Consider the following 26955-nt stretch of genomic DNA (forward strand, 5'->3'; position numbering starts at 1 on the left):
GATCCGGCCCCCGGATCGTGAACAAATTCAAATTGAACGACCGTGCTTTTTCGTTGTATGCTGCCTCCGTTCGATCCGGACATGCGGCCGTTCGACCGCGCACAATGAAGCGCAGCCACCCCGGCGCGCGATGCATGGAGGCAGGCAGATGGCAGTGGATTACTCGACTCGCGACGGCGTGGCCGTCATCACGCTCAACAATCCGCCGGTCAACGGGCTTGGCCTGTCGACGCGCCAGGGCGTCATGGACGCGCTCGATCGTGCCGCGCAGGATCCGTCGGTCACGGCGATCGTGCTGACCGGCGCGGGCCGCGCGTTCTCGGGCGGCGCCGACATCACCGAATTCAATACCCCGAAGGCCTTGCAGGAGCCGACGCTGCACACCGTGATCCGCGCGGTGGAGGCGAGCGCGAAGCCGGTCGTCGCGGCGCTGCACAGCGTCGTGATGGGCGGCGGCCTGGAACTCGCGCTCGGCGCGCACTATCGCGTCGCGGCGCCCGGTGCGCAGGTCGCGCTGCCCGAAGTGAAGCTCGGCCTGTTGCCGGGCGCGGGCGGCACGCAGCGCCTGCCGCGTGCGGTGGGCCTCGAAACCGCGCTGAACATGATCGTGTCGGGCGCGCCGGTGCCGTCGGAACAGCTCGCGAACAGCGGGCTGTTCGACGCGATGGCCGACGGCGACCTGCTCGACGCAGCCATCGCGTTCGCGCGCAAGGTCGGCGCGCAGCAGGGGCCGCATCCGCGCGTGCGCGATCGCAAGATCGTCCACGAGAATGCTGCGGGCTTCATCCAGTTCGCGCGCAATTCCGCGCGGGCCGCCGCCCCGAATTTCCCCGCGCCGCACAAGTGCATCGACGCGATCGAGGCCGGCGTGCTGAACGGCTTCGACAAGGGCAGCGTCGCCGAACGCGACGGTTTCGTCGCGCTGATGATGACGCCGGAAAGCCGTGCGCTGCGGCACGCGTTCTTCGGCGAGCGCGCGGCGAGCAAGATTCCCGACGTGCCGGCCGATACGCCGGTGCGCGAGATCCGCCGCGTCGGCGTGATCGGCGCGGGCACGATGGGCGGCGGGATCGCGATGAACTTCGTCAACGCGGGCCTGCCCGTCACGCTGCTCGAGACGAAGCAGGACGCGCTCGACCGCGGCCTCGCCACGATCCGCAAGAACTACGACGCGCAGGTGAAGAAGGGCAAGCTCACGCAGCAGAAGCTCGACGCGCGCATGGCGCTGATCACGCCGACGCTGTCCTACGACGACCTGAAGGACGCGGACCTGATCGTCGAGGCCGTGTTCGAGGAACTCGGCGTGAAGGAGCAGGTGTTCGGCCGGCTCGACGCGGTGGCGAAGCCCGGTGCGATCCTCGCGTCGAACACGTCGACGCTCGATGTCGACAAGATCGCCGCGTTCACGAAGCGTCCGCAGGACGTGGTCGGCATGCACTTCTTCAGCCCGGCGAACGTGATGAAGCTGCTCGAGGTCGTGCGCGGCGCGCAGACCGCGAAGGACGTGCTCGCGACCGTGATGGCGGTCGCCAAGAAGATCCGCAAGACGGCGGTGGTGTCGGGCGTGTGCGACGGCTTCATCGGCAACCGGATGATCGAGCAGTACATCCGCCAGGCGCTCTTCATGCTCGAGGAAGGCGCGCTGCCCGCGCAGGTCGATCGCGCGATCGAGAAGTTCGGTTTCGCGATGGGCCCGTTCCGGATGAGCGACCTCGCCGGCAACGACATCGGCTGGGCGATCCGCAAGCGCCGCTACGTCGAGAAACCCGATCTGCACTACTCGAAGATCGCCGACCGCCTGTGCGAGCAGGGCCGTTTCGGCCAGAAGACGGGCGGCGGCTGGTACGACTACGTGCCGGGCGAGCGCAAGGCGAAGCCGTCGGCGCTCGTCGACGAGATGGTTGTCGCGTATTCGAAGGAGCGCGGCGTCGAGCGGCGCAAGATCGGCGACGACGAGATCGTCGAGCGGCTCGTGTTCGCGCTCGTCAACGAAGGCGCGAAGATCCTCGAGGAGAAGATCGCGTCGAAGGCATCCGACATCGACATGGTCTACCTGACCGGTTACGGGTTCCCGCTGTGGCGGGGCGGCCCGATGCTGTATGCGGACATGGTCGGCCTCTACAACGTCGAGCGCGCGATCCGCCGCTATGCGGCCGCACCGAACGGCGACGCGTGGCAGCTCGCGCCGTCGATCGTCGAGCTCGCCAGGGCCGGGCGCGGGTTCAACGGCTGACGGCCGGCGTGACCGCGCGGCCAGGCTTGCAAGGAGAAATGCAATGAAACGCACTGACGACGTGTTGCTCGTGATCGACGTGCAGTACGACTTCATGCCGGGCGGCGCACTCGCGGTGCCGGACGGCGACGCGGTCGTGCCGGTGATCAACGCGCTCGCGCAACGCTTCGACCAGGTCGTGCTGACGCAGGACTGGCACCCGCGCGAACACGTGTCGTTCGCGGCGAACCATCCCGGCCGCGAGCCGTTTTCCACGCTCGCGCTGCCGTACGGCGAGCAGGTGCTGTGGCCCGTGCACTGCGTGCAGGACACCGAGGGCGCGGCGCTGCATCGCGACCTCGACATTCCGCACGCGCGGCTCGTGATCCGCAAGGGCGGCGACGCCCAGGTCGACAGCTATTCCGCGTTCGTCGAAGCCGATCGCACGACGCGCACGGGGCTCGCCGGCTATCTGCGCGAGCTCGGCGCGAAGCGCGTGTGGTGCTGCGGGCTCGCGACCGACTATTGCGTCGCGTGGTCCGCGCTCGATGCGCGCGCGGCCGGCTTCGAGGCGGCCGTGATCAACGACGCATGCCGTGCGATCGACCTGAACGGGTCGCTCGCGCACGCATGGCAACAGATGCAGGCGGCGGGCGTCGCACATGTGACGTCCGCGGGCGCGCGCCCGACGGCGTAGCGCATTCCTATCCGACGCAGAACATCAAGCAGGACCGAAGGAGACTCGCATGACCGAAGCCGTAATCGTATCGACCGCACGCACGCCGCTCGCGAAATCGTGGCGCGGAGCATTCAACATGACGCACGGCGCGACGCTCGGCGGCCACGTGGTCGCGGCCGCGCTCGAACGCGCGAAGCTGGACCCCGCGCGCATCGAGGACGTGATCATGGGCTGCGCGAACCCCGAAGGCGCGACCGGCGCGAACATCGCGCGGCAGATCGCGCTGCGCGCCGGGCTGCCGGTGAGCGTGCCGGGGATGACGGTGAACCGTTTCTGCTCGTCCGGGCTGCAGACCATCGCGCTCGCCGCACAGCGGATCATCGCGGGCGAGGGCGACGTGTATGTCGCGGGCGGCGTCGAATCGATCTCGTGCGTGCAGAACGAGATGAACCGGCACATGATCCAGGAGGGCTGGCTCGTCGAGCACAAGCCGGAGATCTACTGGAACATGCTCCAGACGGCCGAGAACGTCGCAAAGCGCTACGGGATCGCGAAGGAGCGGCAGGACGAGTACGGCGTGCGCTCGCAACTGCGCGCCGCGGCCGCGCAGGAAGCCGGGCGCTTCAACGACGAGATCGTGCCGATCACCGTGCGGGCAGGCATCGCCGACAAGGCGACGGGCCGGCTGTTCACGCAGGACGTGACGGTGTCGGCCGACGAGGGCATCCGGCCCGACACGACGCTCGAGGGCGTAGCGAAGATCCGTTCGGCCGTGCCGGGCGGCGTGATCACCGCGGGCAACGCGAGCCAGTTCTCGGACGGCGCGTCGGCGTGCGTGGTGATGAACGCGGATGTCGCACAGCGCGAGGGGCTGCAGCCGCTCGGCGTGTTCCGCGGTTTCGCGGTCGCCGGTTGCGAGCCGGACGAGATGGGCATCGGCCCGGTGTTCGCGGTGCCGAAGCTGCTGAAGCAGGCGGGGCTGAAGGTCGACGACATCGGCCTGTGGGAGCTCAACGAAGCGTTCGCGGTGCAAGTGCTGTACTGCCGCGACACGCTCGGGATTCCTGACGAGCGCCTGAACGTGAACGGCGGCGCGATCGCGGTCGGCCATCCGTACGGCGTGTCGGGTGCGCGCCTGACCGGCCATGCGCTGATCGAAGGCAAGCGGCGCGGCGTGAAATACGTGGTCGTCACGATGTGCATCGGCGGCGGGCAGGGGGCTGCCGGCCTGTTCGAAATCGTCTGATATTTGTGCGCGGGCGGGGCGGCCGCGGCTTTCGGGGGACCGAAGCTGCGGCCGCAATGCGAATCGGCGAAATCCGTGGGCGATTCGTAAGGGAAAGGAAGCAAACGCCATGCATTCGATGCTGCCGTTTCCCCTTACTTGTCAAACGATTTGCCGCACCTATACTTGCTCTGACATTTGCCTTTCGGCGGGATGGGCCAACGCGTGCGTCGTACCGGCGCACGTAACGCGTTTCCGGTAGCCGGCGAAGACGATGCATCGCGCGTTTCCGGCACCGTGGGCGTTCGAACCACGCAGCAGACCGAAACGGGGACCAAATTGAGCACGACCTATGCAGCCGGGGAACCGCCGCGCGTCGTCAGCGCGGCCGCGAGGCTCTACGCGAAATGCCTGCTGGTCGGTTTTGCATTGCTGCCGGCCTATCTGATTGCCTATCTGTGGTTCTTCAGCGACCCGCACGTCGTGTTCGAGAACCACGCATTCCATGAAATCGCGATCGCGGCCGCGACCCTCGAAGGTGCGTTCGTCACCTACGTGACGTGGGTGTGCTACCGATCGTCCGGCGAGCCGCTGCTGCGCTGGCTGACGCTCGGCTTTCTCGGCTTCGCGATGATCTACGCGCTGCACGGTCTGTTCACCGGGATGGCGCACCACAACATCTGGCTGTTCCTGCTGTACGGGCCCGCCTCGCGCCTCGTGATGTCGATCCTGCTGCTCACGGGCCTGCTGTCGTATTCGCAGCCGCCCGATCGGGTGGAGAAGCGTACGCGCGCGCGCACGTGGCTGCCGTGGGTCGGGTTGTTCGTGACCATCAACGTGGCGGTTGCGTACATCGCCTATTCGCCGGTCGCCGGCGCGCCGGGTACGCGGCTGTCGATGGAAGGCGGCGCGCTGGTGTTTTCGCTGCTGAACGTCGGCGTGCTGCTCGCGCGGCGCATCCGCTCGCCGCTGATGGTGATCTACGGCGTGTCGATCATGGCGTTCGCGCTGTCGTCGCTCGCGTTCATCCTCGGCAAGCCGTGGAATCACATGTGGTGGCTCGCGCATGCCATCTTCGCGGGCGGGTTCTTCCTGCTCAGCTACGGCGTCGTGCAGGCGCTGCAGACGACGCGCTCGTTCTCGGCGATCTACAGCCAGGAAGACCTGATGAGCCGGCTGTCGGAATCGATGGCGCGCACCGAGAGTGCGTTGCAGGAACTGCGCCGCACGAACCAGAAGCTCGAATACATGGCCGCGACCGATCCGATGACGGGCGCGTCCAACCGTCGCCAGTTCATCGCGCAAGTCGAGCGCGAGATCGTGCGCGCGGAACGCGACGGCACGCCGTTTTGCCTGCTCGCGCTCGATCTCGACAACTTCAAGAACATCAACGATGCATACGGGCACCAGATCGGCGACGAGGTGCTGCGCGGCGTCGTGCGCCAGTGTCTCGAGGCGATACGTCCGGCCGGTGCGCTCGCGCGAGTCGGCGGCGAGGAGTTCATGGCGCTGTTGCCCGAGATGCCGCTCGAGGGCGCGCGCATGACGGCCGAGCGCGTGCGTTCGTCGATCGCGAGTTCGCCGTTCGGGCTGGATTTCAAGCGCGTGCAGGTGACGGTCAGCGTCGGCGTCGCGCAGTATGGGGTCGACGGCGGGACGGTCGATGCGTTGTTGCGCGCGGTCGATGAACGCTTGTATCAGGCGAAGCGGGACGGGCGCAATCGCGTGGTCGCGCACTGACGGACGAGCGGGCATCCGGCGGCGTGGTGGGCGCGGATGCAGCGCAATGGCGGCGCGATGCGATGTCCGCGCGGTTTGCGTCCGGCCTGAATGAAGCCCCGTACGCGAATATGCGTGCGGGGCTTTCGTTTCATTGGCGCATCGTCTGGCGAGCCGCGATGGCCGCCGCCTGCTGTGGCTGCACATCCTTCATCCGCTCCATCGCCTGCCACCAGTACTTGCCGGTCCGCAGTTGCGGATCACGAATCGCGAGATACGTCGTACTCCACAGCTGCGCCGCATTGGCCTCGGTCGCGTCCGCGCTGCGCGTGCCGAACGCGTCGGTCTGATACCGGCCGTTCACGTACGACCACGTCCACATCTCCGACGTGCGCATGTCGCGCCCGTTCGAGATCACTTGCCAGATCGTCTGCCGTGCCTGCGTCAGCAGCGCGCGCGTCGTGTCCGACAGATCCTGGCGCGCGAGTTGCCGATCGAGCCCGGCGACCCACATCGCCTGCTGCCACGACCAGATCACGGTGCCGTGATACGCGGAACTCGTGAACTTCGGCCACAGTTCCTGGCTCGCATACGCGGGATTCGCGATCACCATCCCGACATCGGTGACGAGCCCGGTCGGGAAGGGCCGCGTGACGTCGGCGACGATGCGCTGGAGTTCGTCGTCCGGCGGCGTGCCGAACAGCAGCGCGAAGCCGCCGTCGGAATTCATCACCGGAACCGGCGTGCCCTGCTGGTCGAGCGACAACGCGTAGAACGTGAGCGGCGCGCCCGGCGCGGTGCCGGCCGGTACGCCGGCCGACGGCGCATACGCCGACACGTCGGTCGTCGCCTGTGCGGCCGGCACGCTCACCTGGAACAGCGGTGGCGCTTGCTGTTCCCACGTGGCCGCTTCGGCCGCCGTGTTCGCGAGTGCCGCGCGTTGCCCGGCGTCCAGGTACGGATCGAGCAGGCCGCGCGTGAGGAACGCGTTCGCCGCGCGCAGCGCGGCCGGCACGAGCACCGCGTTCACGTCGTACGGATAGACGCCGCCGCCGAGCCCGTCGGTGCTGTCGCGCCAGTTGCCGACGATCTCGCCGGGCCGCAGGTGGATCAGGTTCGCAACCGACGGCTGCTGCGCGAACGGCTGCGCGGTCGCCGCGACGTGCAGCAGGTTGACGACGAGCCGGCTGCCATTGGTGTGACCGTCGCCGCCGCGCTGCGCGAGATAGGCGGCCGCGCGCGCCTGGCCGCGCGTGTCGTCGATCAGCCACGCCGCCGCGATCGGCGCGAGCAGGTAGTCGCTGTCGATCATCTTGTAGTCGTAGGTCGGCGTCGCATCGTTCGGCCGGCCGTGCTTCGTGTTGTCGACCAGTGCGAATTCGCCGATGCCTTCCTCGTGCGCGACCTTGCCGTCGTTCGACAGGCGGTTCAGTACCGACGTCAGGCCGGCCTCGATCGCCGCCGGTTCGAGCACCGGCATCAGCATGCGCACCGAAATCAGCGTGTCGCGGCCGAAATAGGTGTCGTACTGCCACGAGCCGGCCAGCAGCTTGTCGTGGAAGCTCAGGAATTCGAGCACGTTCTGGCTGACCGGGTCCGGATTCGCGGACGGGGCGAGCAGGTCGGCGCGCGTGATCGGCGACATCGGAGTCTCACCCGACAGCGCGTCGACATGCAGCTTCAGCGTGCGCGTACCGGCCGCCGCGCGCAGCACCAGCTTGCCGTCCGCGGCCGTCGCGATGCTGCCGCCGTCACGCAGCGTGATGCGCAGTGCGTAGCCGGGGGCGCCGTCGAGCCGGTCGCGCTGCCATTGCGCGGCGCTGCCCTGGATCGTCGGGGCGGTGACGATCTCCGGCGGGATCGTTGCGCCGCCGTTGAAGTCGCGCAGGAAGCGCACGTTGCTGAGCACGCCCTGGCGGATCGTCAGCGTGTCGGTGTCGACCGACACGTCGGCGCCGATGCCGTACAGCGGGCGGCCGTGCGGGTCGGGTGCCGACAGTGCGGACGGTGGCGTGTCGAGGCTCCAGTTCACCGGCTGCGCAGTGTCGTCGAACCACAGCCCGGTGCCGCTGTTGCCGGCCGGAAACACGACAAGCAGGCGCGGCTTCGTCGACGAGCGCACCAGCAGATGGGCGGCGACCTTGTCCTGTCGGTAGAAAGCGTTGATCTGCCCGCCGGCGTCCATGCGGAACGACAGTGCAGCGCTGGAAGAGGGCGGCGTGTCGTTCGAATGGACGTCGTCGTCGTTGCAGGCGGCCAGCAGGCCGGCGCAGACGAATCCCAGACACAGCGATTTCGTGAAGCGATGCACGTTCATGACGACCCTCCTGACGACTGCGATTTTTTTATCGAAATGCCCGGATGAGCGGACGGCTCGATCCGCTTCGTTCTGCGTCGCAGGCATTCTGAAAATGCCCGGATTAATCGTGATGTGATGCTTGCGGGGCGAATTGAACCGTTTCTTAATCGGGGGGCGATAAAGGCTGAATATGGAAAACGATAGCCCACACCACCCGTTACGAAACGGGTGAAGTCGATGGAGAGCGCTTTCGGCAGGCGAAGGATGAGGCTCTGCCGGTGCTGGAAAAATCAGATGAAAGATGTTGTAGGGGATTCTAGATTTTCATGAAAGCCAAAGTCAATCAGGTTCGATCAATTTCGATGTGTTTTATTTGATTTTCGTAATTATTACCCGGTGAGCCGGTAAAAGATGCAATTCCGTCGAAATGAATAATGAATCTGGATAACGACCGGTCGATTGATCCGAAATGGCGCTTCAAATCGAAGATTAATCGGCAATGCTGGAACGCATGGCGACTGCAGTGTCGTCCGTCATGACCGTTGTGCGAAGGGATCGGTGGCGGGCGCGGCAATGGCCGATTCGAAGAATCGCGAAGCACAGGTCGTGAAAGTTGCTTTGATGGCCAGGCGTAGCCGCGCCTTTGACGGGTAACCACGAAGTTCGCGTTACCACGAGTTGTTGCACATTAGCGATTGCGGCTTCGCGCGCTGGCCCGTCTTGGGGCCGGGCAAATCACCATACGATAGAGGGCACCTGACGACGGCTTTGCGCGCGGCGTGCCATGCAAGCGCCTTCGATCGGTGGTATTCGCGTGATCTCGTGCGGTATCACAAGAGCATCCACCGTTCATTTCGTTATGTGGGGCGACATGCGACTAGCTGATTTCATCGTGCGGAACATGGAGTCGATCCTGGTGCAGTGGGAAGCGTTTGCCGCCACGCTGTTACCAGCCGCAAGGGGCATGGACTCGTTCGCGCTACGCGACCATTCACGGCAGATCCTGGAGGCCGTGGCCAAGGACATCGGCACCCCGCAAACGCGGGACGAGCAACACGAAAAATCGCTCGGGCGCGCGCCCGAGCCGGTGAACGCCACGGAAACCGCCGCGCAGACGCATGCCGTGCTGCGCGCCCGACGAGGTTTCAACATCAATCAGCTGGCGGCCGAGTATCGGGCGCTGCGTGCGAGTGTGCTGCGCCTGTGGATCGACGAGTGCCAGCCGGGGCTGCCTCACATGGACGACATGATTCGTTTCAACGAGGCGATCGATCAGGCGCTCGCGGAATCAGTCGCTTTCTTTACCGAGCAGGTCGAGCAGGCTCGCAACTTGTTGTTGGGCATGCTGGGTCACGACATGCGCACGCCGCTGCAGACCATTCAGATCACGGCGACTTATCTGGCGGCGCTCAATGCGGGAGAGGAAGTATCGGAGGCCGCGGCCCGGCTGATCAGAAGCGGGGGGCGCATGCAAGGGCTCCTTGACGATCTCTGCGATTTCAATCGAACCCAGCTCGGGCTGGGCATCAACGTTGTTCCGCGCAATGTCGATCTCGCACGTGTGCTCGCCAATGTGGTCGACGAACTGCGGGCGGCTCATCCGGATCGGGAAATCGAGGTCGACGTAAGCGGCGACCTCCGGGGGGACTGGGACGATCAGCGCATGCAGCAATTGCTGAGTAATTTGGTGAGCAACGCGATCAAGTATGGCGCGTCCAAAACGCCGGTACGGGTGACGGCGGTATCGGCTGACAAGGAAGTGCTCATCGAGGTTGGGAATAGAGGGCCGGCGATGGACCGACTCACGCTTGAGCGCATTTTCGACCCCCTTCAGCGCGGAGCCGACCAATCGGCAAGTGCGAGTGACGATGTCGGGTTGGGGCTCGGCTTGTACATCGCCAGCGAAATCGCCAAGGCACATCACGGCCGTATTGACGCGCGGTCCGATCCGACGGAAACAGTATTCGAGGTGCGCCTGCCAAGAGGCGCGTGAACCGTGGTTCGCGATGGCGGCCAGCCATGGGGGCTTACAACCGGAATGCGGAGGGCGATTCGCCGATCGCGAGTACGATCCCCTTTCCGGCAATCCCGTATCGATACCGCCAGCGCTTCTAGCCAGATGGGTGCATCTCAAGATGCCGTCCATTCGCGCCGGTGAGTTTGGTACGCTTGTTGCCTGCTTTCGCTAGCGGATCGTGACATCCGCAAGTGGCACGGTGAAAAAGCGGGTATCGTGGTTGGCGTCTTGAACTCGTCCCGGCTTGGATACCCGCTTTTTTCCCGGCCGGACGCGATTTCGACGAACGCGAGCGAACGATGAACGGGCTGTGTAACGCCCGGCTGACAAGGGTTCTGGGCGAACCGCCGAACCAACACGAACAGGAGCAACGGAAGTGATCAGACATATCGTCATGTGGAAGCTGAATTGATATTTCGTATTTTAAACTGTTGATTATAAACAAATATTGTATGCGATCGTACGTCTGATACCCCTTCTAATACCCCCTTTTTCATTTGCTGGTACGACTGCCACAGGATGACCGTGGGCGTGGAGTTGTGCGAGTGGACGTGTTGCCCCCGATCGCTAGCAGCGACTACCGGGACCGGCAGAGATACAGAGCGAACCTTCCGCTGGCGTCTGACGGCCGCTTTGGGCCGGGCTGTCCTAGCTCGGGATGCATTTCGAACTTGTACAATGACGGTGCAGCAATGTTGCCGGTGAGGCCGCGCATGTTTCCATGTCGACGCACCTTCCGCGATCGAGGACCTGATAGCAGGCGTCAGAACCGAATTTCTTACTCCAAATCTTGAGAACATGAGCACTGTACCGAGCGGACATCCGGGAACTCGCATACTTACTTTGGATGAACTGAAGCAAGAGGTCGCCGCTGGGAACTTGTTGAAGAATCATGATCCGAAGCGCATAGATGACTACATAAAGCGCGGCTCGATTGATCTAACCATTGGCAATATCTTCGTACCGGAAAAGAAACCGCACGAGGCTGGCGGAGTTAAGAGGCCGCGGCAAGCTCTCAGTTTGAATCAGGGTGAAACTGCCCTGATTGTGACGGCCGAATCTTTGACATTGAGCGACGGTCGGATCGGCATGGCATCGCTACCCGCAAGTTTGTCCACGAGAGGCGCGTTGGCTACCAACCCCGGTATGGTGGACCCAGGGTGGAACGGTGAGTTGCATGTAACCATCATCAATATGAGTAACGAACCGTTGCTTCTAAAGAAGGGCGATCGCGTCCTAAGAGTGATTGTTTTCGACGTTGGGTACCGGATAAGCGGCGCATATAGCGGGGCCAAGACGGATATGAGGGGTGTCTTGGAAACGCTGTCGACCGACTTCATGAACTTCTCGGGACGAATCAAGGCCGAGGTTGCGCGCCAAGACGTGCGGGGGCGGTGGTTTCAAGCTGCGGTGCCAATTATCGTTGCAATTGGTGGCGCTTTAGTTGCATATCTATCAGTGGTCAAAAGTACTAACGATAAAATAGAGCAGCTTGCATCGCAAATCGATGATCTAAAGTTGCAATCGAAGTATCAGAGTAGCTATCAACAAATAAATGATTCTGTAATTTCCTTAAAGCAACGTGTAGACGCGCTGGATCGGAAATTGCCTGCTCGAAATGTCGCTTCTCATGGTGGAACGCCCAAATGAATGTTCAACCTCGGCTCTACCTTATAGCAACCTCCGCACTATCGGGCGGAATCGAGCAGTTTCTGGATGACCAGAATCTACAGTGGCTGCGGAGCGGTAGTCCATCCGCCGGCGAGAAAGTAGTGGAGTTCTCTGGCCGTGTCTGCTACATGTCTTTCGGGCCTGGACGGCAGCGCCCTCAAGATAGTGCAGCGTACATCGCCAACCTCATTCGTCAAGGGCACGAGAGTGTCTTAGAACATGCAACTTTCACCATACTCGCCGCAAGCATATCTCGGGCCTTGAGTCATCAGCTGGTTCGTCACCGGGCAGGGTTTTCATACTCCCAACTATCTCAACAATATCACGATGAAACTTCGGCAAGCTTTGTGCCACCTCCCGGTATTGATGGCGACGCCGATGCGCTGAGGCTCTGGAATGATTCGGTGTCGGCTTCAAAGGCGGCATACAGCGAATTGTTAGACGCACTAGGAAGCAGTCCTGCGGGAGCGCAATTAGACCCAAAGGAAAGAAATCGCTTTCTTCGGTCCGTCGCCCGCAGCGTTCTGCCTGCGGCAATAGAGACCCATCTCGTGATTACCGCCAACGCTCGATCTTGGCGCAATCTTTTAGAGATACGTGGAAGTACATCTGGCGACGCCGAGATGCTGAATTTTTGTACGCAGGCATATGAAATCCTATCGGGACACAGTCCGTCCCTTTTTGCTGATTTCGAGCGCAGGCCTGGCCCGCTTTGCGATCAAATCGTGAAGAAAGAGAGACCCGAATAACATGTCCGATGTCGAGGCGAGATTGAAGAGTCGTGATTTATTTTTACCGCGATATGCCGAACTCTTGACTCGCCTTCGTCGATATAGTCAAGAAGCGGAACCTCAAGAGACGAAGTGGTCAATCGTGTCTGGGCCGCCCTATAGCGGAAAGACAACCTTAATTTCTGAGCTTGCGGCCCGGGGTGTTGTAACCGTGGAGGACGCCGGTCGAGCGGAGATTAGCGCATTGATCGATAGCGGGCGGGACAAATGGGAAGCGCGAGAGGACTATTCAATTCTACAGGATAGGATTTGCTCCAGGATGATGTTGTCGGCGTCGAAGCTACGTACCGATGAACGTTGCTTCTGGGACTATAGTTTCCCAGATAATTTGGCTTTCCTTGCGTTGAATGGTTGCGGATGGGCCACCAATCAACTAGATGCTGCAACACGCTTCAAGTTTCGCAATATTTACCTTTGTCAGCCGCTTTTTACAGATTTTGATGAGCGTATGGACCCGCTACGGATCGAAAGCGAACAGGCGAGGGCTGAAATATACCGTCTGCTATATGCCATATATACGGCATTGGGGTACACCCCTATCGAACTTCCTCCGGTAAGTGTGAAATCTCGGCTTGCGCAGATAGAGGTCTGGTAGGGGGTTGGCTTGGCCGGGAACTGTCGGGTTGTGAGCTACGCTTTGTTGTGGCCGTTGACCGGGAAACTTATGAATGGCGGAAGCAGGTCGATCACAGCTCTTGATGAGGTCACATCCAAGTAATTCCAGACCTGACCCGATGCCGACTGGCGGATCAGGTCCAGACATTAGACATGTTACAGGGCGGTGGACGATTCACGCGATGTGATGGAACGAATCCATGCTTGTACTTCTGTCTCTGCCCATAGTGAGAGATTGCGAACTCGTCGTGGTCTCGGAAAGCTACCTTCTTTCATCATGTCGTAGATCGTCGTCTTGCCCAAGCCGACCATGTCCAGAACGGTCGGAAGTCGCAACAGTCGTTCGGTCGTGGTGCTCAATTCAATGGTCCTCATTATTCGGTGATCGGCTGAGTCGCACGGGCGAGTTGCATGAGCCCCGTCTCAAGTGTGATCGCGGCGGTCGCTGCCCAGGTGCGCGCATCCTGCGCCGCTTTGTGGCGAGCGAACGATCCGATCTCGTCGGCCATCAGGTCCAGTAGCTCGACGTCGGCAGCGTGCGAGATATCGATGATCAACATGCGGATCTCGATGCGAAGAGCGTCGAGTCGCGAGAGCGTGCCTTGGCGGCTATCCACCAAGGCTTCGTTCGTCTGGATAGGTTTGCGCCGCGAGAGCGGCGCTTCGTCTTTCTGGATTGTTTTTGCGGGCGTCAGCCCGTCGTCGCCCGACTGCATCGAAGTGCCGTTGACGGTCGCCAGTGCGATAGCCGGGCGCTTCTTTGCGTGTTCCCGCTTACGCGGCAGCGGACGTGGGGTAGAAAGGGCCGGGCGCGGCATCACGAAACCTCCTTCGCGGCCGCGTACTTGGCTGCCAGCTCGGGTGTCCATTCGGGATCAGGCATCGCATACAATTTGTCGAGCCACGCATGGACGATCGGCGCGTCCTTCGATTTCGCGTAACTGGACGACTGCATGACGCGCGTCATGTCTGATACTGCGCCACGGATCGCTTGCCCTCGTGTGGGATACGTATCCGAGAAGCTATGCAGCGAAGGCAAGCCGGTCATGCCGCTCGAGCCCACCTCCAAGGTGAAGGAGGAGATCCATACTCCCGGTTCAACATGAGCAAGATGGATTGCGGCCGGAGTTTTGCGGGTGCGCTTGCTCGCCGGGGACTTGATCGTCTCGCAGGAATCGAAAACTCCGTGTTTGTTCGGGACGTGGATCGGATGTTCAGTTGGCGTCGGCCCAACGCCGCCGACGAACAGGTGGGCGATGCCGTGCAGGCCCGCGTGTACGGCATGCATCGTACCCGGCGAGAGCTGGTCGAAGGCGGGGTCGTGCAGGACCGATTGCAGCGCCTGCAAAAGTTGCTTTGCGCGCGCGTCGCTAATCTTCGCTGGAGCGCTTTGAGGCGGCATTGTCGGTGCCGGTCCCTGTGCCTCGACAGTGTCGTCCGCGGCTGGCGACGCGGAGTGAGGTTCGGCGTCTGCGGTAGCGGCTTCGGCCGTTGTGTGCTTGCCCGACGATGCCAGGGCCGGTAGCGCATCGAGCGCGGGCGTGGGTTCGAGATACTTCTTCGTCACCTTCGACTTGCCGGCTTCCGCCGCTTTGGATAACCCGACGACGATGCGTTCGAGCGCCTTGTCGCCCCCGTGCTGGCGGATCTGTTCGATCGCCAGTGTGCCGGTACATCGGCCCGTCCGGACGAGCTGGTGCAGTTCAGCCGGTGCCCGTTCAAGCAGGCCGACGTCGCGAATCGTTTGATCGGTGACATTCAAGCGCTTGCAGATGGCCGCCAGCGTCATGCCGTGAATGTCGCGCAACTCTGCGACGGCAGCGGCCAGATCAAGCGGCGACGAAGATTTACCGTTGTTGCTGAGATAGCCGTCGATCACCATTTCGGCACGGTTGACCGTCTTGGCGTCACGGACAACGACCGGGATCTTGCCGATGTCCTTGCCAGCTTCGATTGCCTTGCCGGCCGCAAGGTAGCGGTGCTGCCCCTTGTACACGTACAGCAGATCCTTGCCTTCGACCTTTCGCGCGTAGCAATGGAGCGGTGAGCCTTTGTCGTACCCGTTCTGCATCATCAGCGCAGTGAGGTGCGTCACCCATTCGGGATCAACCGGTCGGATGTTGTCGGACGGGTCGTAGTGAAGCTGTTCGTAGGGGACCATCCACAGGTCTGCCGACGTTGCGCCGGCCGCTGCGGCTGCAGCCTTAATGTTTCCGGTCGGGATCGGCGCGGTGAGGTCGAGCTGTTGCGTGCGGTCGTCCATTACGCAACCTCCTGCGTTGTTGCCGTCCCCGTCTTGCCACGCTTCTTCGCTCTATTGATCGCCTTCGACGCCTCGACATCAGCTGCGCGCTTAGCGTCGCGCAGGCGCTTGATTGCGTCTGCGCAGTTGCCTTCGTCCGGAATCGAGATTTGCTTGCCGGCGATCTCAGTGCCGTCGAGGATCAAATACTCCGTATGCACGCTGTCCGCCAGCGGGCGGCGTCCGACCACGTACTTGCCGATCAGGATCGGTGTCGACGGACGGCGTGCGTTCCGGTCGTATCGCGTGATGGTGCGAAGTGAGAGGGTGTCGCGACGCTCGACGTCGACGAGGGGAAGGGTTTGGCCTTTGATTCGCGGCATGGTGGTCTCCATGACGCCGGGGGCGTTCGCCCCGGCAGGATCGGGGCGGTTTAGACGGTGACGTGATAGGCGGTCGTCGGTGCGACGACAGGGTCGTCCTGGAACACGTTTACGACGACAAACAACAATGCGGCGACGACCGTCCAGCGGAAGACTTTCGACTTCTCAAAGTTGCTTTGGCGGGCAGGCTCGGACGGCGTGACGCGGGGCGTCTGCTCGTCGCGGAGCCATTCCTTACGTGTGGCGGAATGTTGATCGACAAATTTCATGCAGGTTCTCCGTTACGCGTCACCTGACGCAGCAAACGAATTAAACACGATGTTTAGTCTTAAAGCAAACATGGCGTTTAATTTGTGGGCGTGCCTGTGCCCTCGCGTCAAGTTCGCGTGAGGGGCGGATATAAACGTGTGGTTAGGTCAAGCGGTGGCGTCTAGATAGGAATCTAAGACCAGTGCAGATAGGTTCTGGCACCACGAAAGCACTGCGAGAAGATGGTTGTCGGCGAAGCGCGGCGGGGACGTCACGATGTCGCCCCCGCGAGTGATCGAAAAGTGAATTTCTGTTACGAATTCCGATTCGTCTGGATCGATTCGGAGGCGCTGCTGGCGAGCTATCCGGTACGTAGCAAAGTCGATGACGTTATCGCGTTGATCCCCGTTTCTGTCCTTCATTTTCAGCCTGGCCCTCGGGCTGCACGGCCGCGCGAATGGCGGCACGTGAGCGTTTTGCAAACGCCGCTGCGTTGGAGCTTGCAATTCCGGCCTCTAGCATGCCTTCCAGCGCTTGCATCAGTTGAGGGGTGACGAGGTGCTGTTCCGCTGCTTTGGTCAGGGCGGAATTGAACGACCGTGTGCGTTCGATGATGTCGAGGTTGTCTGTTGGCAGCGGCTTCGATTTCCGGCTCGTTGTTAGATCGCCGGAAACCTTACTGTCTCGTAATGTTTCTCTCGCTGCACCGGTGTCGGCCATTTCACCGATGCCAGACCTGAGCCATTCCGCCCTGCATCCAATTGCGGCTGCGGCTTTGATGATGCCGGCTGCGGACATACCTCGGCGCTCCCAATTGTTCAGAAGCTGAGGGGACTCATTCAGCAGGCGCGCGACATTTGCGGGACCGTCAACGTCCCGAAGTTCTCGCGCCGCAATGTAAAGGCGCTGCGCTGTTTCATGTATGGCTCGCATGGGGCCAATGGTCGTTGAAGTAAACGTCTTGTTGTTAAACGCTGTGTTTGCTTCTTGAATAAACATAGTGTTTAATATTGTCCCATGGACAAATCAGCTCACATCCAATCGGATCGGCGGACGATCGAACGACTTGGCGGACCCGCGAGGGTCGCCGAATTGCTTGGCTACGAAAAGCAACTTGGCGGGACGCAGCGGGTTTGCAATTGGCTTGTGCGTGGCATCCCGGCGGCGGTGAAGGTGGAGCACCCCGATCTGTTCATGGCGAACTCCGTAGTAGCAATTCCTCAAGATCCGACGCGTTGAACTGCCCATCCAACTGGCCTCGCATCGTAGCGGCCGATTTGGTGAGGCGACAGCATGAAACGCGGCCTCTCTCAAATATTCCGACTATGACTTGCCGATACGACAGCACTGAATGGCTGGACGTGCTCTATACGTCCGTTCGCGACACACCCGGCGGCGTTGCCGACGCGGCAAACCACCTCACGATCCGGCGCGGCAAGAACATCACGCCTGAATCACTCCGCCTGCGCCTGCGCGGTGTCGGCGACAGTCGTTTGTCGATGGAGATGTTCGAGCTTTTGGTCGAATGGATGCAGGAAAAGGCCGAAGGCAGCGCGCACGCGCTCGATGCTCTCCATGCGCTGAACGCACGATTCGGACTGGTCGCCGAGCATGTCGACGATCACGGGGCCGACGAAGCGCTTGAGCCGGGAACGATGCATCTCGTTTCGACCACGCTGCACCTGCAGGCGCACGTCGGCCGAGTTGCTGACGACGTGACGCGTGCGCTCGAAGATCAGCGGATCGACGACCGCAAGGCCGAGGAGATCATCGCGACGGGGCGCAAGGGGCAGCGGTTGTTTCAGAAGCTGATCCACGCAGCCCGCAACCTCGCTAAACGCCGTCGTCGCTGATATGGAGCGGTTCACGATCGGTATGACATGTTGCAAGGCCGGCCGGGTATCGGTCGGCCTTGCATGTTCGCGCGAGCAACAACTCTCGTGCGGGACGGGGCGGTTGGCATGGTGCTTCGAGCAAGCGCCCGAACGCGCTTGTGGCCTGCTGTCCGATCTCATTTCCACCTTCCCGGACTCTCTCGCCGCGATTCTTGCCGTGGCCGAGCGTGCCGGGATGGTGCGTCAGTTCATCGAGCGTGCCTCGCGCATATGTGCGGCGCTGCCGAACAAGACCGACCGGCATGCATTTCGCGATCAGATCACCGGCCACCTCTCTGCTGGTGATCTGGCCGCGTTCGACGATCAGATGACCGCTGAGTGGCGTCGGCTGCGCGGCAAATAACCGGAGACCGAATTGAAGGTAAGTGCAACGAGTAGCGGCCTGAGACGCGGCACGTCACACATTCGCCGCAGACCGAGCGGCTCCCTGAGCTATGCGGCCGGGCGTGGTCTGTGGCGCAACTTTTCCCACCGGGCTGAGCGCGATCGTCGGCTGCTCGAGTTGCTGAACGATCGGCTGGTTCGCTAACAGTGGATCGCCGTGGGCGTGATCAATATCGACACCGAGGAGGATTGATGCAAACGGATATTTCGACGGTCTTGACGTATTGGGGGGATGCATGACGCCCGCACAACGTGAAGCGATTGTGCGCGATCTGTCGACGCAGGCACGCAAGGTATTTGAGTTCGTGCCTGGTGCAGCGGCGTGGACTTCGCAACAAATCATGGGGTGCATGTACGACACAACGAAGTCGAGGATGGAACTGCGCGCGGTCGCTGGTTGCCTCGCCAGTCTGGTCGACGCCGGCATCGTCAAAGAGACCTCGCGCGGACATTTCCAACGCTCAAAGGTGTCGGTGTCGCGCCCGCAACCGGTCGCCGACGCCGGTCAACCCGCAACACCCGTTGTGGAACCCGTTGCCGTATCTGAGCCGATCGACGTGTTGTCCGGCATTTTGGGGCGTCTGTCGCGCGTCGCCGCCGACATTCATGCAATCGCGTCGGATCTGGAAACGGCGGCGCTCAGGATCGACGAGCAGCGAGAGAACCGCGAACGCGAAGTCGGAAAGCTGCGCCAGTTGCAGGCGCTGCTCAAGGAATTGTGATCGGGCCGCGACATGCGGCCAAAGTGACTTTGATCGAGGAGGATTTTGTATGGCGACACTTGACCAGGTTATTCAGCAATTGCGTGCGGCGGGACATCCTGACCTGCCAGCCGGCCATCCGGTCGCGGACGGCAAACATCATCGGTACGGACCGCGCAAGAAGTACTGGTATCAGTTGCGCGAGGTGGTTAGCAAGGGTGTCGTGATCGGCTACGGCGGAACCTTCGGACACTTCTCGGGCGACGATCCGGGCACCGAACGCTTCGAATGGAGCGGCGCACCGTTGAGCGAGGAAACACTCGCCGAAACCCGTCGTCGGCAGGAGGTGGCCGACCGCGAGCAGGCCGAGCGCGAGGCTCGGCAGGCAAAGCTGGCCGCGAACCGTGCGCACGATCAGTGGAGCCGTGCAGCAGAGCATGGCGAGTCCGCATACCTGGACCGCAAGCGCATCACGGCAGAAGGTGTGCGCTTCGACGCGGACGGCACGATCTTCGTACCAATGTATCAGTACGGCGACGAAGCGCGCCTCGTCGGCCTGCAGAAGATCACGCCGGACGGCGCGAAACGCTTCAATAAGGGCATGGAGAAGAAGGGCGCATCGTATCTTCTCGGCGAGGTGGGTGCGGACGACCAGATCGTGCTGGTCGCAGAAGGCTACGCGACCGCGCGCTCGATCCGCATGGCAATCGACGACGCGTTCGCTGTCAATATCTGCTTCGACGCGGGCGGCATTCTCCCGGCCGTGCGCTACTTGCGTGCGACGTATCCGGATGTGCACGTGCTGGTCTGCGCCGACGACGACTGGAAGATCGAGCAGCGCATGCGTGACTGGCTCGTCGACGAGTTTGCTTTCCGTGGTGAGCTGGTGTTTGGTGCTGACCCGGTGCGGATCGAGGCGAAGAACACGTGGTACATGGTTGCCGTGTCGCGCCGTCGTGACGACAACGGCGTGCCGTACGTCGAGGTGAGCTACGGTAACGATGTGATGCCGCAGCGCCGTAAGCGCTTCGAGAACACAGGTCTGAAGCGTGCGTACGAAGCGGCAGCGACGGTCGACGACGTCAGCGTCGTCTTTCCGGTCTTCGCCAATCGCGGCGAGCGCAAGCTGACCGATTTCAACGACCTGCACGTCGAAGAGGGCTTCGAAGCAGTCGAGGCGCAGGTGCAGGCGGCAATCTTGCGCGTCATCGCGCCAGCCAACGAAGAGATCCGGCCGGCGACGGTCGACGTGTCGACCGCGGACGTCATGCCGACGAAAACCGCCGCGACGTCCGCTGCCGCGAAACAGCCGGAATGGGATGGCCGCGAGGCAGAGAATGGTGCGCACACGTGGGAGCAGGATCTGGCGCGGTCGGACAAGGGCACGCTGCTGCCGACGCTCGGCAACGTGCACATGATCCTGTCGAACCACAAAGCATGGCAGGGCGTCATCGAGCAGGACGACTTCGGTGGCCGCGTGATGAAGCGCAAAGCGCCGCCGTTTCCGCAGGGTGTGAAGGGCGAGTGGACCGACATGGACGATCAGCGCTGCGCGCTTTGGTTGTCACAGCGATACGGCCTCTCGGTACGCACCGATATCGTGATGAACGCGGTTCTGTTGGTGGCGGACGCGACCCACTTCCATGACGTGCGCGAATACCTCGAAGGGCTGAAATGGGATGGCGTGTCGCGCGTGCGATCGATGCCGTCAACATACCTGCGTGTAGCTGACAGCGAGTATGTGCAGCTCGCATTCATGAAATGGATGATCGCCGCCGTCGCGCGCGTGATGGAGCCGGGCTGCAAGGTCGACAACGTCCTGATCCTCGAAGGCAAGCAGGGGCATCGCAAATCGACGGCGCTGAAGGTGCTGGCCGGTGCACCGTGGTTCACCGATACGCCGATCCAGATCGGCAACAAAGACACGTACGCGGTGCTGGCCGGGAAGTGGGTGATCGAGCTGGCAGAGCTGGACTCGTTGAACAAGGCCGACTCGTCGGCGGTGAAGAGCTTCTTCGCGACCGCCGTCGACCGGTTCCGCAACTTCTACGGCAAGCGTGCGACCGACGTCCCGCGTCAGTGCGTGTTCGCCGGCTCGGTCAACTTCGACACGTACCTGAAGGACGAATCGGGCAACCGGCGTTACTGGCCGCTGCGTGTCGGCGGCCTGGTCGACATCGACGGCATTGTGGCCGTTCGCGAGCAGCTCTGGGCGGAAGCCGTGCACCTGTATCGCTCGGGCGTCGTGTGGCACGTAGAAGAGCATGAGCGCCCGCTGTTCGAGATAGAGCAGGCGGAGCGCTACGAAGGCGACGTGTACGAGGACAAGATCGCCAAGGCCCTGGAATTCGTGTCGCGCACGACGATGGAAGAGATCCTCGCGGACATCCTGAAGCTGGATACGTCGAAGTGGACGCTGGCCGAGCAGCGTCGCATCGGCAAGGCGCTGAAGTCGCTCGGGTGGGTGCGCAAGCGCGAGTCGACCGGGTCGCGCGGGTGGTACTACGTGAGCGAGCAGCAAGAGCCGAGCGTCGAGCGTGAACTGGTCGCAGCCGGTGATGACGACAGTCCGCTGTGATCGCATGGCGCGCTGTGCCTGCACGGCAGGCGCGCCACGTGCCCCGTCTTGGCGCGCTGCGGACGTCCCATGTCCCAATGTCCCAAGGCGCGGTCTCGGGCGCGGGTGCAGGGGCGCGACATGCGCGACGTGAGCGGCGCATGTCGCGCATGTCGCAGGCGCGCACCCCTGCAAGCCTTTTCCCTTGGGACATTGAGACATTAGGACGAGTAGGAGAGAGTCATGATCGATTTGAAAGAGCGGGTGGGCGTTGCGATGAGCGTTCGTGGTCAGTTCACCGACCCGATTGCCGATCCTAAAGTTACTTTGGGCGCGCTCGCCTTTGCCAACGATCTCGGGAGCCTGCTGGCCCGGATCAAGGCCGGGCCGCTGCCGACGCCTGCGACGGTTCGACGTGCAACCTTGCTGTTGGCGCAGATGATCCGGACGTCGGGCCGATTCAAGCGGGCGCGGTTCACGGGGCTGTCGCGCGACGAGCGTCGCGATCAACGTGCGGGGCACGCTATCGAGCGTTCGAAGGTCGACGTCATCGAGCGGTTCGCGCTGCGATTGCTGGACGAGTGGGTGAACGATCAGTGTGTCGAGTGTGAGGGGCGCGGCGTCGTGCGTCGCGCGCGAGCCGTCACGACGTCAACGACCGCGTGCGATGTATGCGGGGGCAGCGGGAAGGTGTGTGTATCGGAGGAACGTATCCCGTTCTTCGAGGGGCGTAACGGGCCGCTCGTCTTTCGGGAATACGAACCATGCCACGACTGCGGCGGGATGGGGCGGATCCTCGGGGCGTCGGTTTCGGATTCGAAGGGCCGGCATATCTGCCCGTGCTGTTCCGGTTCCAGCAAGCGGCAGGTCGACGACGCTGGCAGGGCGCACGCGCTCGGCGTATCGCTCGACGAGTATCGGAAGAACTGGTCGTGGCGCTTCCACGCCATGCTCGCGCTGCTGGATACCGTTGACGGTTCGCTGTACGACACATTACGTCGGCAATTGCGAGGATGAAACGTATTCCATTTCAAGAGCGGATCGCGTAAACTTTGCATATCCTTTACCGCGTCACTGGACAAATGAGCGACCGCATACTCGTGTCGCAACCTTCGCCCGACAGGCGTACTGAATCGCGGGAGCGCCGCGACCAACAACGATAACTGTCTGTCGGGATCTGTTGGGAGGGCGTTCGCCCTTACGAAATGAATCTCGAAGCCCTGAGTGCGAAAGCTCTCGGGGCTTTTGCTTTTTGGTCGCGCCGGGACAGTCCCTGTTAAGCTTATATACCGGTAAGAGAGCCGTGTACGGGGAAAGCATGGATATAAATGTCTCGGCGTCAATCATTGACGCCTATGAAAAGAGCAGCGGGTTGCACTCCGATTTCTGCGGGTCGGTCGAACGATTGCTTCGCGAACTTTTGAGCGCGAAGCACATCGGCATTCTGGACGTGACAGCTCGTGTCAAACGAAAAGAGAGTTTAGAGAGAAAGATCGCCACGAAAGGTACCGACCGCTACAAGTCTCTCGCCGACATCACTGATATTTGCGGCGTGCGTGTGATCACGTATTTCGAAGGTGATGTATCTCGCGTGGCCGAAGTGATTCGCGCCGAGTTCGACATTGACGAGAAGAACTCGACGGAAAAATATCATGCGAGTGATCCTGATCGGTTCGGCTATCGGTCTGTACACTTTGTCGCAAGACACTCAAAGAACAGACGATCACTCTCGGAGTACCGCCGATATGAGTCATGCAAGGTCGAGATTCAAATTCGTTCGATCCTTCAGCACGCGTGGGCGGAAATTGAACACGACTTGGGATACAAGGCGTCTGAGGACGTGCCCGCACCTGTAAGGCGACGCTTTTCTCGGCTGTCTGGGCTCCTTGAGCTTGCCGACGAAGAGTTTATGACCATTCGTAAAGAGATTGACGCGTACGAGCGGAACCTCAATCGTAGACTGTCGCGCAATGCGAACGATGTTGAGCTTGATGGTGCGTCATATTTCGCGTTCGTTAACAGAGACGCGGTAGTGAGACGAATCGACGAGGCAATCGTGCGACCGGCTGGAGGGAGGTTGATCCGATCACCGAGAATTCGTTCAGATAGGCGTGTCTCGCAACTCTTGTTTGCAGGCGTTGGTCGCATCGACCAGCTGAAGCAGTTGTTGGAGGAGTACGAGGAGCAGATCGTCAAGTTTGCGCATCTCTTTGTGACGCGAGACGGACGTGAAATTACCAGCGTTACCTGGCCAACCGACGGGGTAGGCCGCGGTATTTCAACGTTCTACTTAGCCTATGTATTGTTGACGTTGAAGGGGCGTGAGGCTCAACTCACGGAGTACGTCAAGAAGTTCTTCGAGAGCAATGCCGGTCTTGAGCACGATTTGCAAAAGACGGCGGCGGATGTTGCAAAATCCATGGCGAAGTAGCACGCGGTAGGTTGCGTGACGATCGACTAAAGCCCTGAGTGCGCGAGCCTCAGGGCTTTTTGCATTGGGGCGCTCAAATGCGAAGTGAGTCTACGAAGGCTGGGCCGAGCGAGGTCTGGTCGACATGGGATGAAGATCGAGGCATGGGGCGCGTTACCGCGCGGTGCTCCGTGTTTGACGATGCGATGGACCGAGTCGTGTGGGCGATGGACCGAGCGGGCGACGGCGTGACCGCCGATGTCGCGATCGGTGCGGCTGTGCCTACTTTTTAAGCAGGCGGGGACCCTGTAGGCGACCCGACATGCGGGGGCTCACACCCGCGTTTTTTCTCTACTGTCGAATCTCCATAGGGGGTCATATTCATGCCGACCCAACAACAGATCGCCGAACACCTCGACCTCGACCAGTCGGCTGTTTCACGGTTCGTTGACAAGGTGCAGCTCGACTATCGCGAGGCGACGCTCGACGCGATCCGCATCGCGTACATCCGGCACCTGCGGGAGATGGCTGCGGGCCGCGCGAGCGGCACTGGTATCGATCTGGTCGCCGAACGCGCGAAGACCGAGATCGTCGAGCGTGAGATCAAGCTGCTGACGCTGGCCGAGAAGAAAGGCCAACTGGTGAACGTCGCGCAGCTCGAACAGGCGTTCGGCCAGATGGTCGGCGCATTTCAAACGGAACTGCTGGCGCTGCCCGACAAGCTGGTGCAGGAGCTGCGCGCACTCTACGACGTCGAGGTCGACGTCGAGTGGTTGAACGAGCATATGTATGGATGCCTTGAGCAGCTATCTCAATACGATCCAGACCGTCCACGCGGTGATTCGGCGGATAGCGCAGCTGCTGCGCCCGCCGGAACGGATCGGCACGACGGAATGGGCGCGTCAGTATCGGCGCATGAGCGCGAAGGCGACCGCGAGTCCTGGCCGCTATAACCCGAACATCACGCCGTGGGTGTTAGGCATGCACGCGGCACTAGACGACCCGCGCGTGCAGAAAGTCGTGTGCATGAAGTCGGCGCAGGTCGCGTGGACGGACGGCGTGCTGTTGAACTACATCGGCCGGCGCATCGATGTCGATCCGTGCCCGATGATCGTGATGTTCGCGAAAGAGAAGTCGGCGAAGAAGTTCAACCTGGAGAAGTTCGAGCCGATGGTCGAGGTGACGCCACGCCTCGCGTCGAAAGTGCCGGTCCATGCCGGTCGCGACAAGAACAACCTGTGGGATCACAAGACCTTCCCGCGCGGCTTTCTGAAGTTCATCACGTCGAACGCGCCGGATGACGTGAAGTCGACGCCGGCCCCGGTCGTCGCGGTCGAAGAACCGGACGACGCAAACACCAACGTGCGCGATCAGGGTGATTCGATCACGCTGCTGGAGGAGCGTAACAAGAGCTATTCGGACAGCCGCCGCAAGGTGATTTTTGGCGGCACGCCGACGGTCGACGGCTTTTCGCGGATCCAGCAGGCGTTCGAATCGTCGGATCAGCGCGTCTATCTGGTGCCGTGTCCGGACTGCGGTGAAGAGCATGAGCTTGCATGGGAGAACGTGACCTGGTCGGAGGGGGCCGAGGTCGAGCACGAGGTGTTCGGCCGGGCTCAGCCCGAGACCGCGCGATACACGTGCCCGCACTGCGGCAGCCTGTGGGACGACAACGCGCGTATTCGCACGGTGCGGCGCGGCCGGTGGACGGCGACCGCACCATTCTATGGTGTGGCCGGCTTTCGGTTGAACGAGCTGGTGTCACCGTTTCCCGGTTCGCGCATGGGGGAGCTGGTCAAGAAGTGGCTGACTGCCGAGCGAGCGCTGCGCGCAGGCGACGACACGAAGATGCGCTCGTTCGTGAATAACACGCAGGGACGACCGTACAAATACAAGTCGGACCTGCCGGAGCTGGATCTGCTGGCCGAGCGGGCTCTGCCGTATGCGGCCTTCACCGTGCCATCGCGCGGCCTGCTGCTGACGATCGGTGTCGACGTGCAGCACGATCGCATCGCGGTCGTCATCCGTGCGTGGGGACGCGGTGAGGAAAGCTGGCTGGTGCTGTGGGACGAGCTGCCCGGCAACGTGCTGGAGCAGGGCGAGAATCCACTCGTAGGCGGCGTATGGGGCGCGTTGACGAACCTGCTGACGCAGGCGTACCGGCACGAAAGCGGTGGTCTTGCGCGAATCCGTGCAGCATCGATCGACTCGTCGGACGGCTCGACATCGGACGCGGTATACAAGTATGTACGGGCGGCGCAACGGGACGGCCTGAACGTGATGGCGATCAAGGGTAGTACCGACGCGGGCGCGGAGATTTTCAGCGTGCCGAAGGCGTCGATCGACTCGACGCGCAACAACAGCAAGGCGGCGAAATACGGTCTGCGGCCGTTCATGGTCGGTGTCAGCAAAGCGAAAGACCTGATTCTCGACAACCGCCTCAAGCTGGACGGCGACGGGCCGGGGCGAATGCATTGGTACATAGGCGTACGTTCCGACTACCTCACGCAGGTCACCGCCGAAGTGAAGGTGCCGGGTCGCGTCGGCGGCAAGCGTGTCTGGCAGAAGAAGGCCGGTGCGCGAAACGAAGCGCTCGACTGCGAAGCGTATGCGCTGCACGCGGCTCGTAGCCTCAAGACACACCTGCTCACCGAGCAGCACTGGTTGCTGGAACAGCATCGAATCTCGCAAGTAACGCTGTTCGACGCGGTGCCGGTGATCGAAGCATTGCCGCTTGCTCAGCCGTTCGAGCAGCCGCCGGATCCGCCGAATGCGACAGCCGTCGAATCGACCGTAGTCGTTATGACGGCAACGAAACCACCCGAAACCCCGCCACCGAGCGGGGTTTCGCGCATTCAGGGCCGGCGTGTCGGCCGCTCGACGTACCTGAAACGCCGATAGGAGAA

23 protein-coding genes are annotated in these 26955 nt (G+C 62.0%); 16 read left to right on the forward strand and 7 right to left on the reverse strand.

Going from position 1 to position 26955, the window contains the following annotated elements; translation table 11 throughout:
• Window positions 1–148: 148 nt before the first annotated feature.
• The 4 genes from DIE12_RS05095 to DIE12_RS05110 all read left to right on the forward strand — a co-directional run bounded on the left by DIE12_RS05095 (window position 149) and on the right by DIE12_RS05110 (window position 5856).
• Window positions 149–2233: a 3-hydroxyacyl-CoA dehydrogenase NAD-binding domain-containing protein gene (locus DIE12_RS05095; RefSeq protein WP_124520082.1), complete on the forward strand. Its 2085-nt coding sequence runs from the start codon at window positions 149–151 to the stop codon at window positions 2231–2233.
• Between the two features lie 43 nt (window positions 2234–2276).
• The gene (gene pncA, locus DIE12_RS05100) at window positions 2277–2909 is read left to right on the forward strand and encodes a bifunctional nicotinamidase/pyrazinamidase (RefSeq protein ID WP_044843660.1); all 633 of its coding nucleotides are present in this window, start codon (window positions 2277–2279) and stop codon (window positions 2907–2909) included.
• A gap of 49 nt (window positions 2910–2958) precedes the next feature.
• Window positions 2959–4137 carry an acetyl-CoA C-acyltransferase gene (locus DIE12_RS05105; protein ID WP_124520084.1) on the forward strand — a complete coding sequence of 393 codons (1179 nt, stop codon included), beginning with the start codon at window positions 2959–2961 and terminating at the stop codon, window positions 4135–4137.
• A gap of 318 nt (window positions 4138–4455) precedes the next feature.
• Complete coding sequence (locus DIE12_RS05110; protein WP_124486247.1) at window positions 4456–5856, forward strand: sensor domain-containing diguanylate cyclase; 1401 nt, start codon at window positions 4456–4458, stop codon at window positions 5854–5856.
• Between the two features lie 130 nt (window positions 5857–5986).
• Here the strand turns inward: DIE12_RS05110 and DIE12_RS05115 are convergent, their stop codons facing one another.
• The gene (locus tag DIE12_RS05115; RefSeq protein ID WP_124520231.1) at window positions 5987–8146 is read right to left on the reverse strand and encodes a hypothetical protein; all 2160 of its coding nucleotides are present in this window, start codon (window positions 8144–8146) and stop codon (window positions 5987–5989) included.
• Between the two features lie 859 nt (window positions 8147–9005).
• Here DIE12_RS05115 and DIE12_RS05120 point away from each other — a divergent pair.
• From DIE12_RS05120 to DIE12_RS05140, 4 genes are all read left to right on the forward strand, one after another.
• Window positions 9006–10127 (forward strand): sensor histidine kinase, encoded by a 1122-nt coding sequence (locus tag DIE12_RS05120; protein ID WP_124520232.1) that lies wholly within the window; start codon window positions 9006–9008, stop codon window positions 10125–10127.
• An 867-nt stretch (window positions 10128–10994) separates the two neighbouring features.
• Window positions 10995–11801, forward strand: coding sequence for a dCTP deaminase domain-containing protein (locus tag DIE12_RS05130; RefSeq protein ID WP_185640958.1), 807 nt, complete (start codon window positions 10995–10997; stop codon window positions 11799–11801).
• The gene (gene thyX, locus DIE12_RS05135) at window positions 11798–12571 is read left to right on the forward strand and encodes an FAD-dependent thymidylate synthase (RefSeq protein ID WP_124520088.1); all 774 of its coding nucleotides are present in this window, start codon (window positions 11798–11800) and stop codon (window positions 12569–12571) included. The genes DIE12_RS05130 and thyX overlap by 4 nt, the downstream gene beginning before the upstream one ends.
• A 1-nt stretch (window position 12572) precedes the next feature.
• Complete coding sequence (locus tag DIE12_RS05140) at window positions 12573–13208, forward strand: ATP-binding protein (protein WP_124520090.1); 636 nt, start codon at window positions 12573–12575, stop codon at window positions 13206–13208.
• Between the two features lie 176 nt (window positions 13209–13384).
• Here the strand turns inward: DIE12_RS05140 and DIE12_RS39005 are convergent, their stop codons facing one another.
• The 6 genes from DIE12_RS39005 to DIE12_RS05170 all read right to left on the reverse strand — a co-directional run bounded on the left by DIE12_RS39005 (window position 13385) and on the right by DIE12_RS05170 (window position 17101).
• Window positions 13385–13603 (reverse strand): AlpA family transcriptional regulator, encoded by a 219-nt coding sequence (locus tag DIE12_RS39005; protein ID WP_124520092.1) that lies wholly within the window; start codon window positions 13601–13603, stop codon window positions 13385–13387.
• Complete coding sequence (locus DIE12_RS05150; RefSeq protein WP_311768008.1) at window positions 13603–14046, reverse strand: hypothetical protein; 444 nt, start codon at window positions 14044–14046, stop codon at window positions 13603–13605. The genes DIE12_RS39005 and DIE12_RS05150 overlap by 1 nt, the downstream gene beginning before the upstream one ends.
• Window positions 14046–15491 (reverse strand): pyridoxal phosphate biosynthetic protein PdxJ, encoded by a 1446-nt coding sequence (locus tag DIE12_RS05155; protein ID WP_124520096.1) that lies wholly within the window; start codon window positions 15489–15491, stop codon window positions 14046–14048. The genes DIE12_RS05150 and DIE12_RS05155 overlap by 1 nt, the downstream gene beginning before the upstream one ends.
• Window positions 15491–15853 (reverse strand): beta-hexosaminidase, encoded by a 363-nt coding sequence (locus DIE12_RS05160; RefSeq protein ID WP_124520098.1) that lies wholly within the window; start codon window positions 15851–15853, stop codon window positions 15491–15493. Before DIE12_RS05160 ends, DIE12_RS05155 begins: the two co-directional genes overlap by 1 nt.
• Before the next feature lie 50 nt (window positions 15854–15903).
• Window positions 15904–16122, reverse strand: coding sequence for a hypothetical protein (locus tag DIE12_RS05165; RefSeq protein WP_059545821.1), 219 nt, complete (start codon window positions 16120–16122; stop codon window positions 15904–15906).
• Window positions 16123–16492: 370 nt separating this feature from the next.
• Window positions 16493–17101 (reverse strand): hypothetical protein, encoded by a 609-nt coding sequence (locus tag DIE12_RS05170; protein WP_124520100.1) that lies wholly within the window; start codon window positions 17099–17101, stop codon window positions 16493–16495.
• A gap of 326 nt (window positions 17102–17427) precedes the next feature.
• Here DIE12_RS05170 and DIE12_RS05180 point away from each other — a divergent pair, with 326 nt between their 5' ends.
• The 8 genes from DIE12_RS05180 (at window position 17428) to DIE12_RS05220 (ending at window position 26950) form a co-directional block, all read left to right on the forward strand.
• On the forward strand, window positions 17428–17955 hold the full coding sequence (locus DIE12_RS05180) for a phage regulatory CII family protein (protein ID WP_124520102.1): 528 nt from the start codon (window positions 17428–17430) through the stop codon (window positions 17953–17955).
• 1 nt (window position 17956) lies between these two features.
• Window positions 17957–18340 carry a hypothetical protein gene (locus tag DIE12_RS05185; protein ID WP_124520104.1) on the forward strand — a complete coding sequence of 128 codons (384 nt, stop codon included), beginning with the start codon at window positions 17957–17959 and terminating at the stop codon, window positions 18338–18340.
• 277 nt (window positions 18341–18617) lie between these two features.
• On the forward strand, window positions 18618–19103 hold the full coding sequence (locus DIE12_RS05190) for a hypothetical protein (RefSeq protein WP_124520111.1): 486 nt from the start codon (window positions 18618–18620) through the stop codon (window positions 19101–19103).
• A gap of 49 nt (window positions 19104–19152) precedes the next feature.
• Complete coding sequence (locus tag DIE12_RS05195; RefSeq protein ID WP_124520233.1) at window positions 19153–21660, forward strand: VapE domain-containing protein; 2508 nt, start codon at window positions 19153–19155, stop codon at window positions 21658–21660.
• A 222-nt stretch (window positions 21661–21882) separates the two neighbouring features.
• A complete protein-coding gene (locus DIE12_RS05200; RefSeq protein ID WP_124520113.1) occupies window positions 21883–22656 on the forward strand; it encodes a zinc finger-like domain-containing protein in 774 nt (257 codons plus the stop codon).
• 301 nt (window positions 22657–22957) lie between these two features.
• Entirely contained in the window at window positions 22958–24070 is a 1113-nt protein-coding gene (locus tag DIE12_RS05205) for a hypothetical protein (RefSeq protein ID WP_124520115.1), read from the forward strand.
• Window positions 24071–24432: 362 nt separating this feature from the next.
• The gene (locus tag DIE12_RS05215; protein ID WP_185640959.1) at window positions 24433–25002 is read left to right on the forward strand and encodes a MarR family transcriptional regulator; all 570 of its coding nucleotides are present in this window, start codon (window positions 24433–24435) and stop codon (window positions 25000–25002) included.
• Window positions 24887–26950, forward strand: a complete 2064-nt coding sequence (locus DIE12_RS05220) for a terminase gpA endonuclease subunit (RefSeq protein ID WP_311768009.1) — start codon at window positions 24887–24889, stop codon at window positions 26948–26950. Before DIE12_RS05215 ends, DIE12_RS05220 begins: the two co-directional genes overlap by 116 nt.
• The last annotated feature ends 5 nt before the right edge of the window (window positions 26951–26955 follow it).

Source organism: Burkholderia sp. Bp9015, assembly GCF_003853505.1.
GTDB lineage: Bacteria > Pseudomonadota > Gammaproteobacteria > Burkholderiales > Burkholderiaceae > Burkholderia.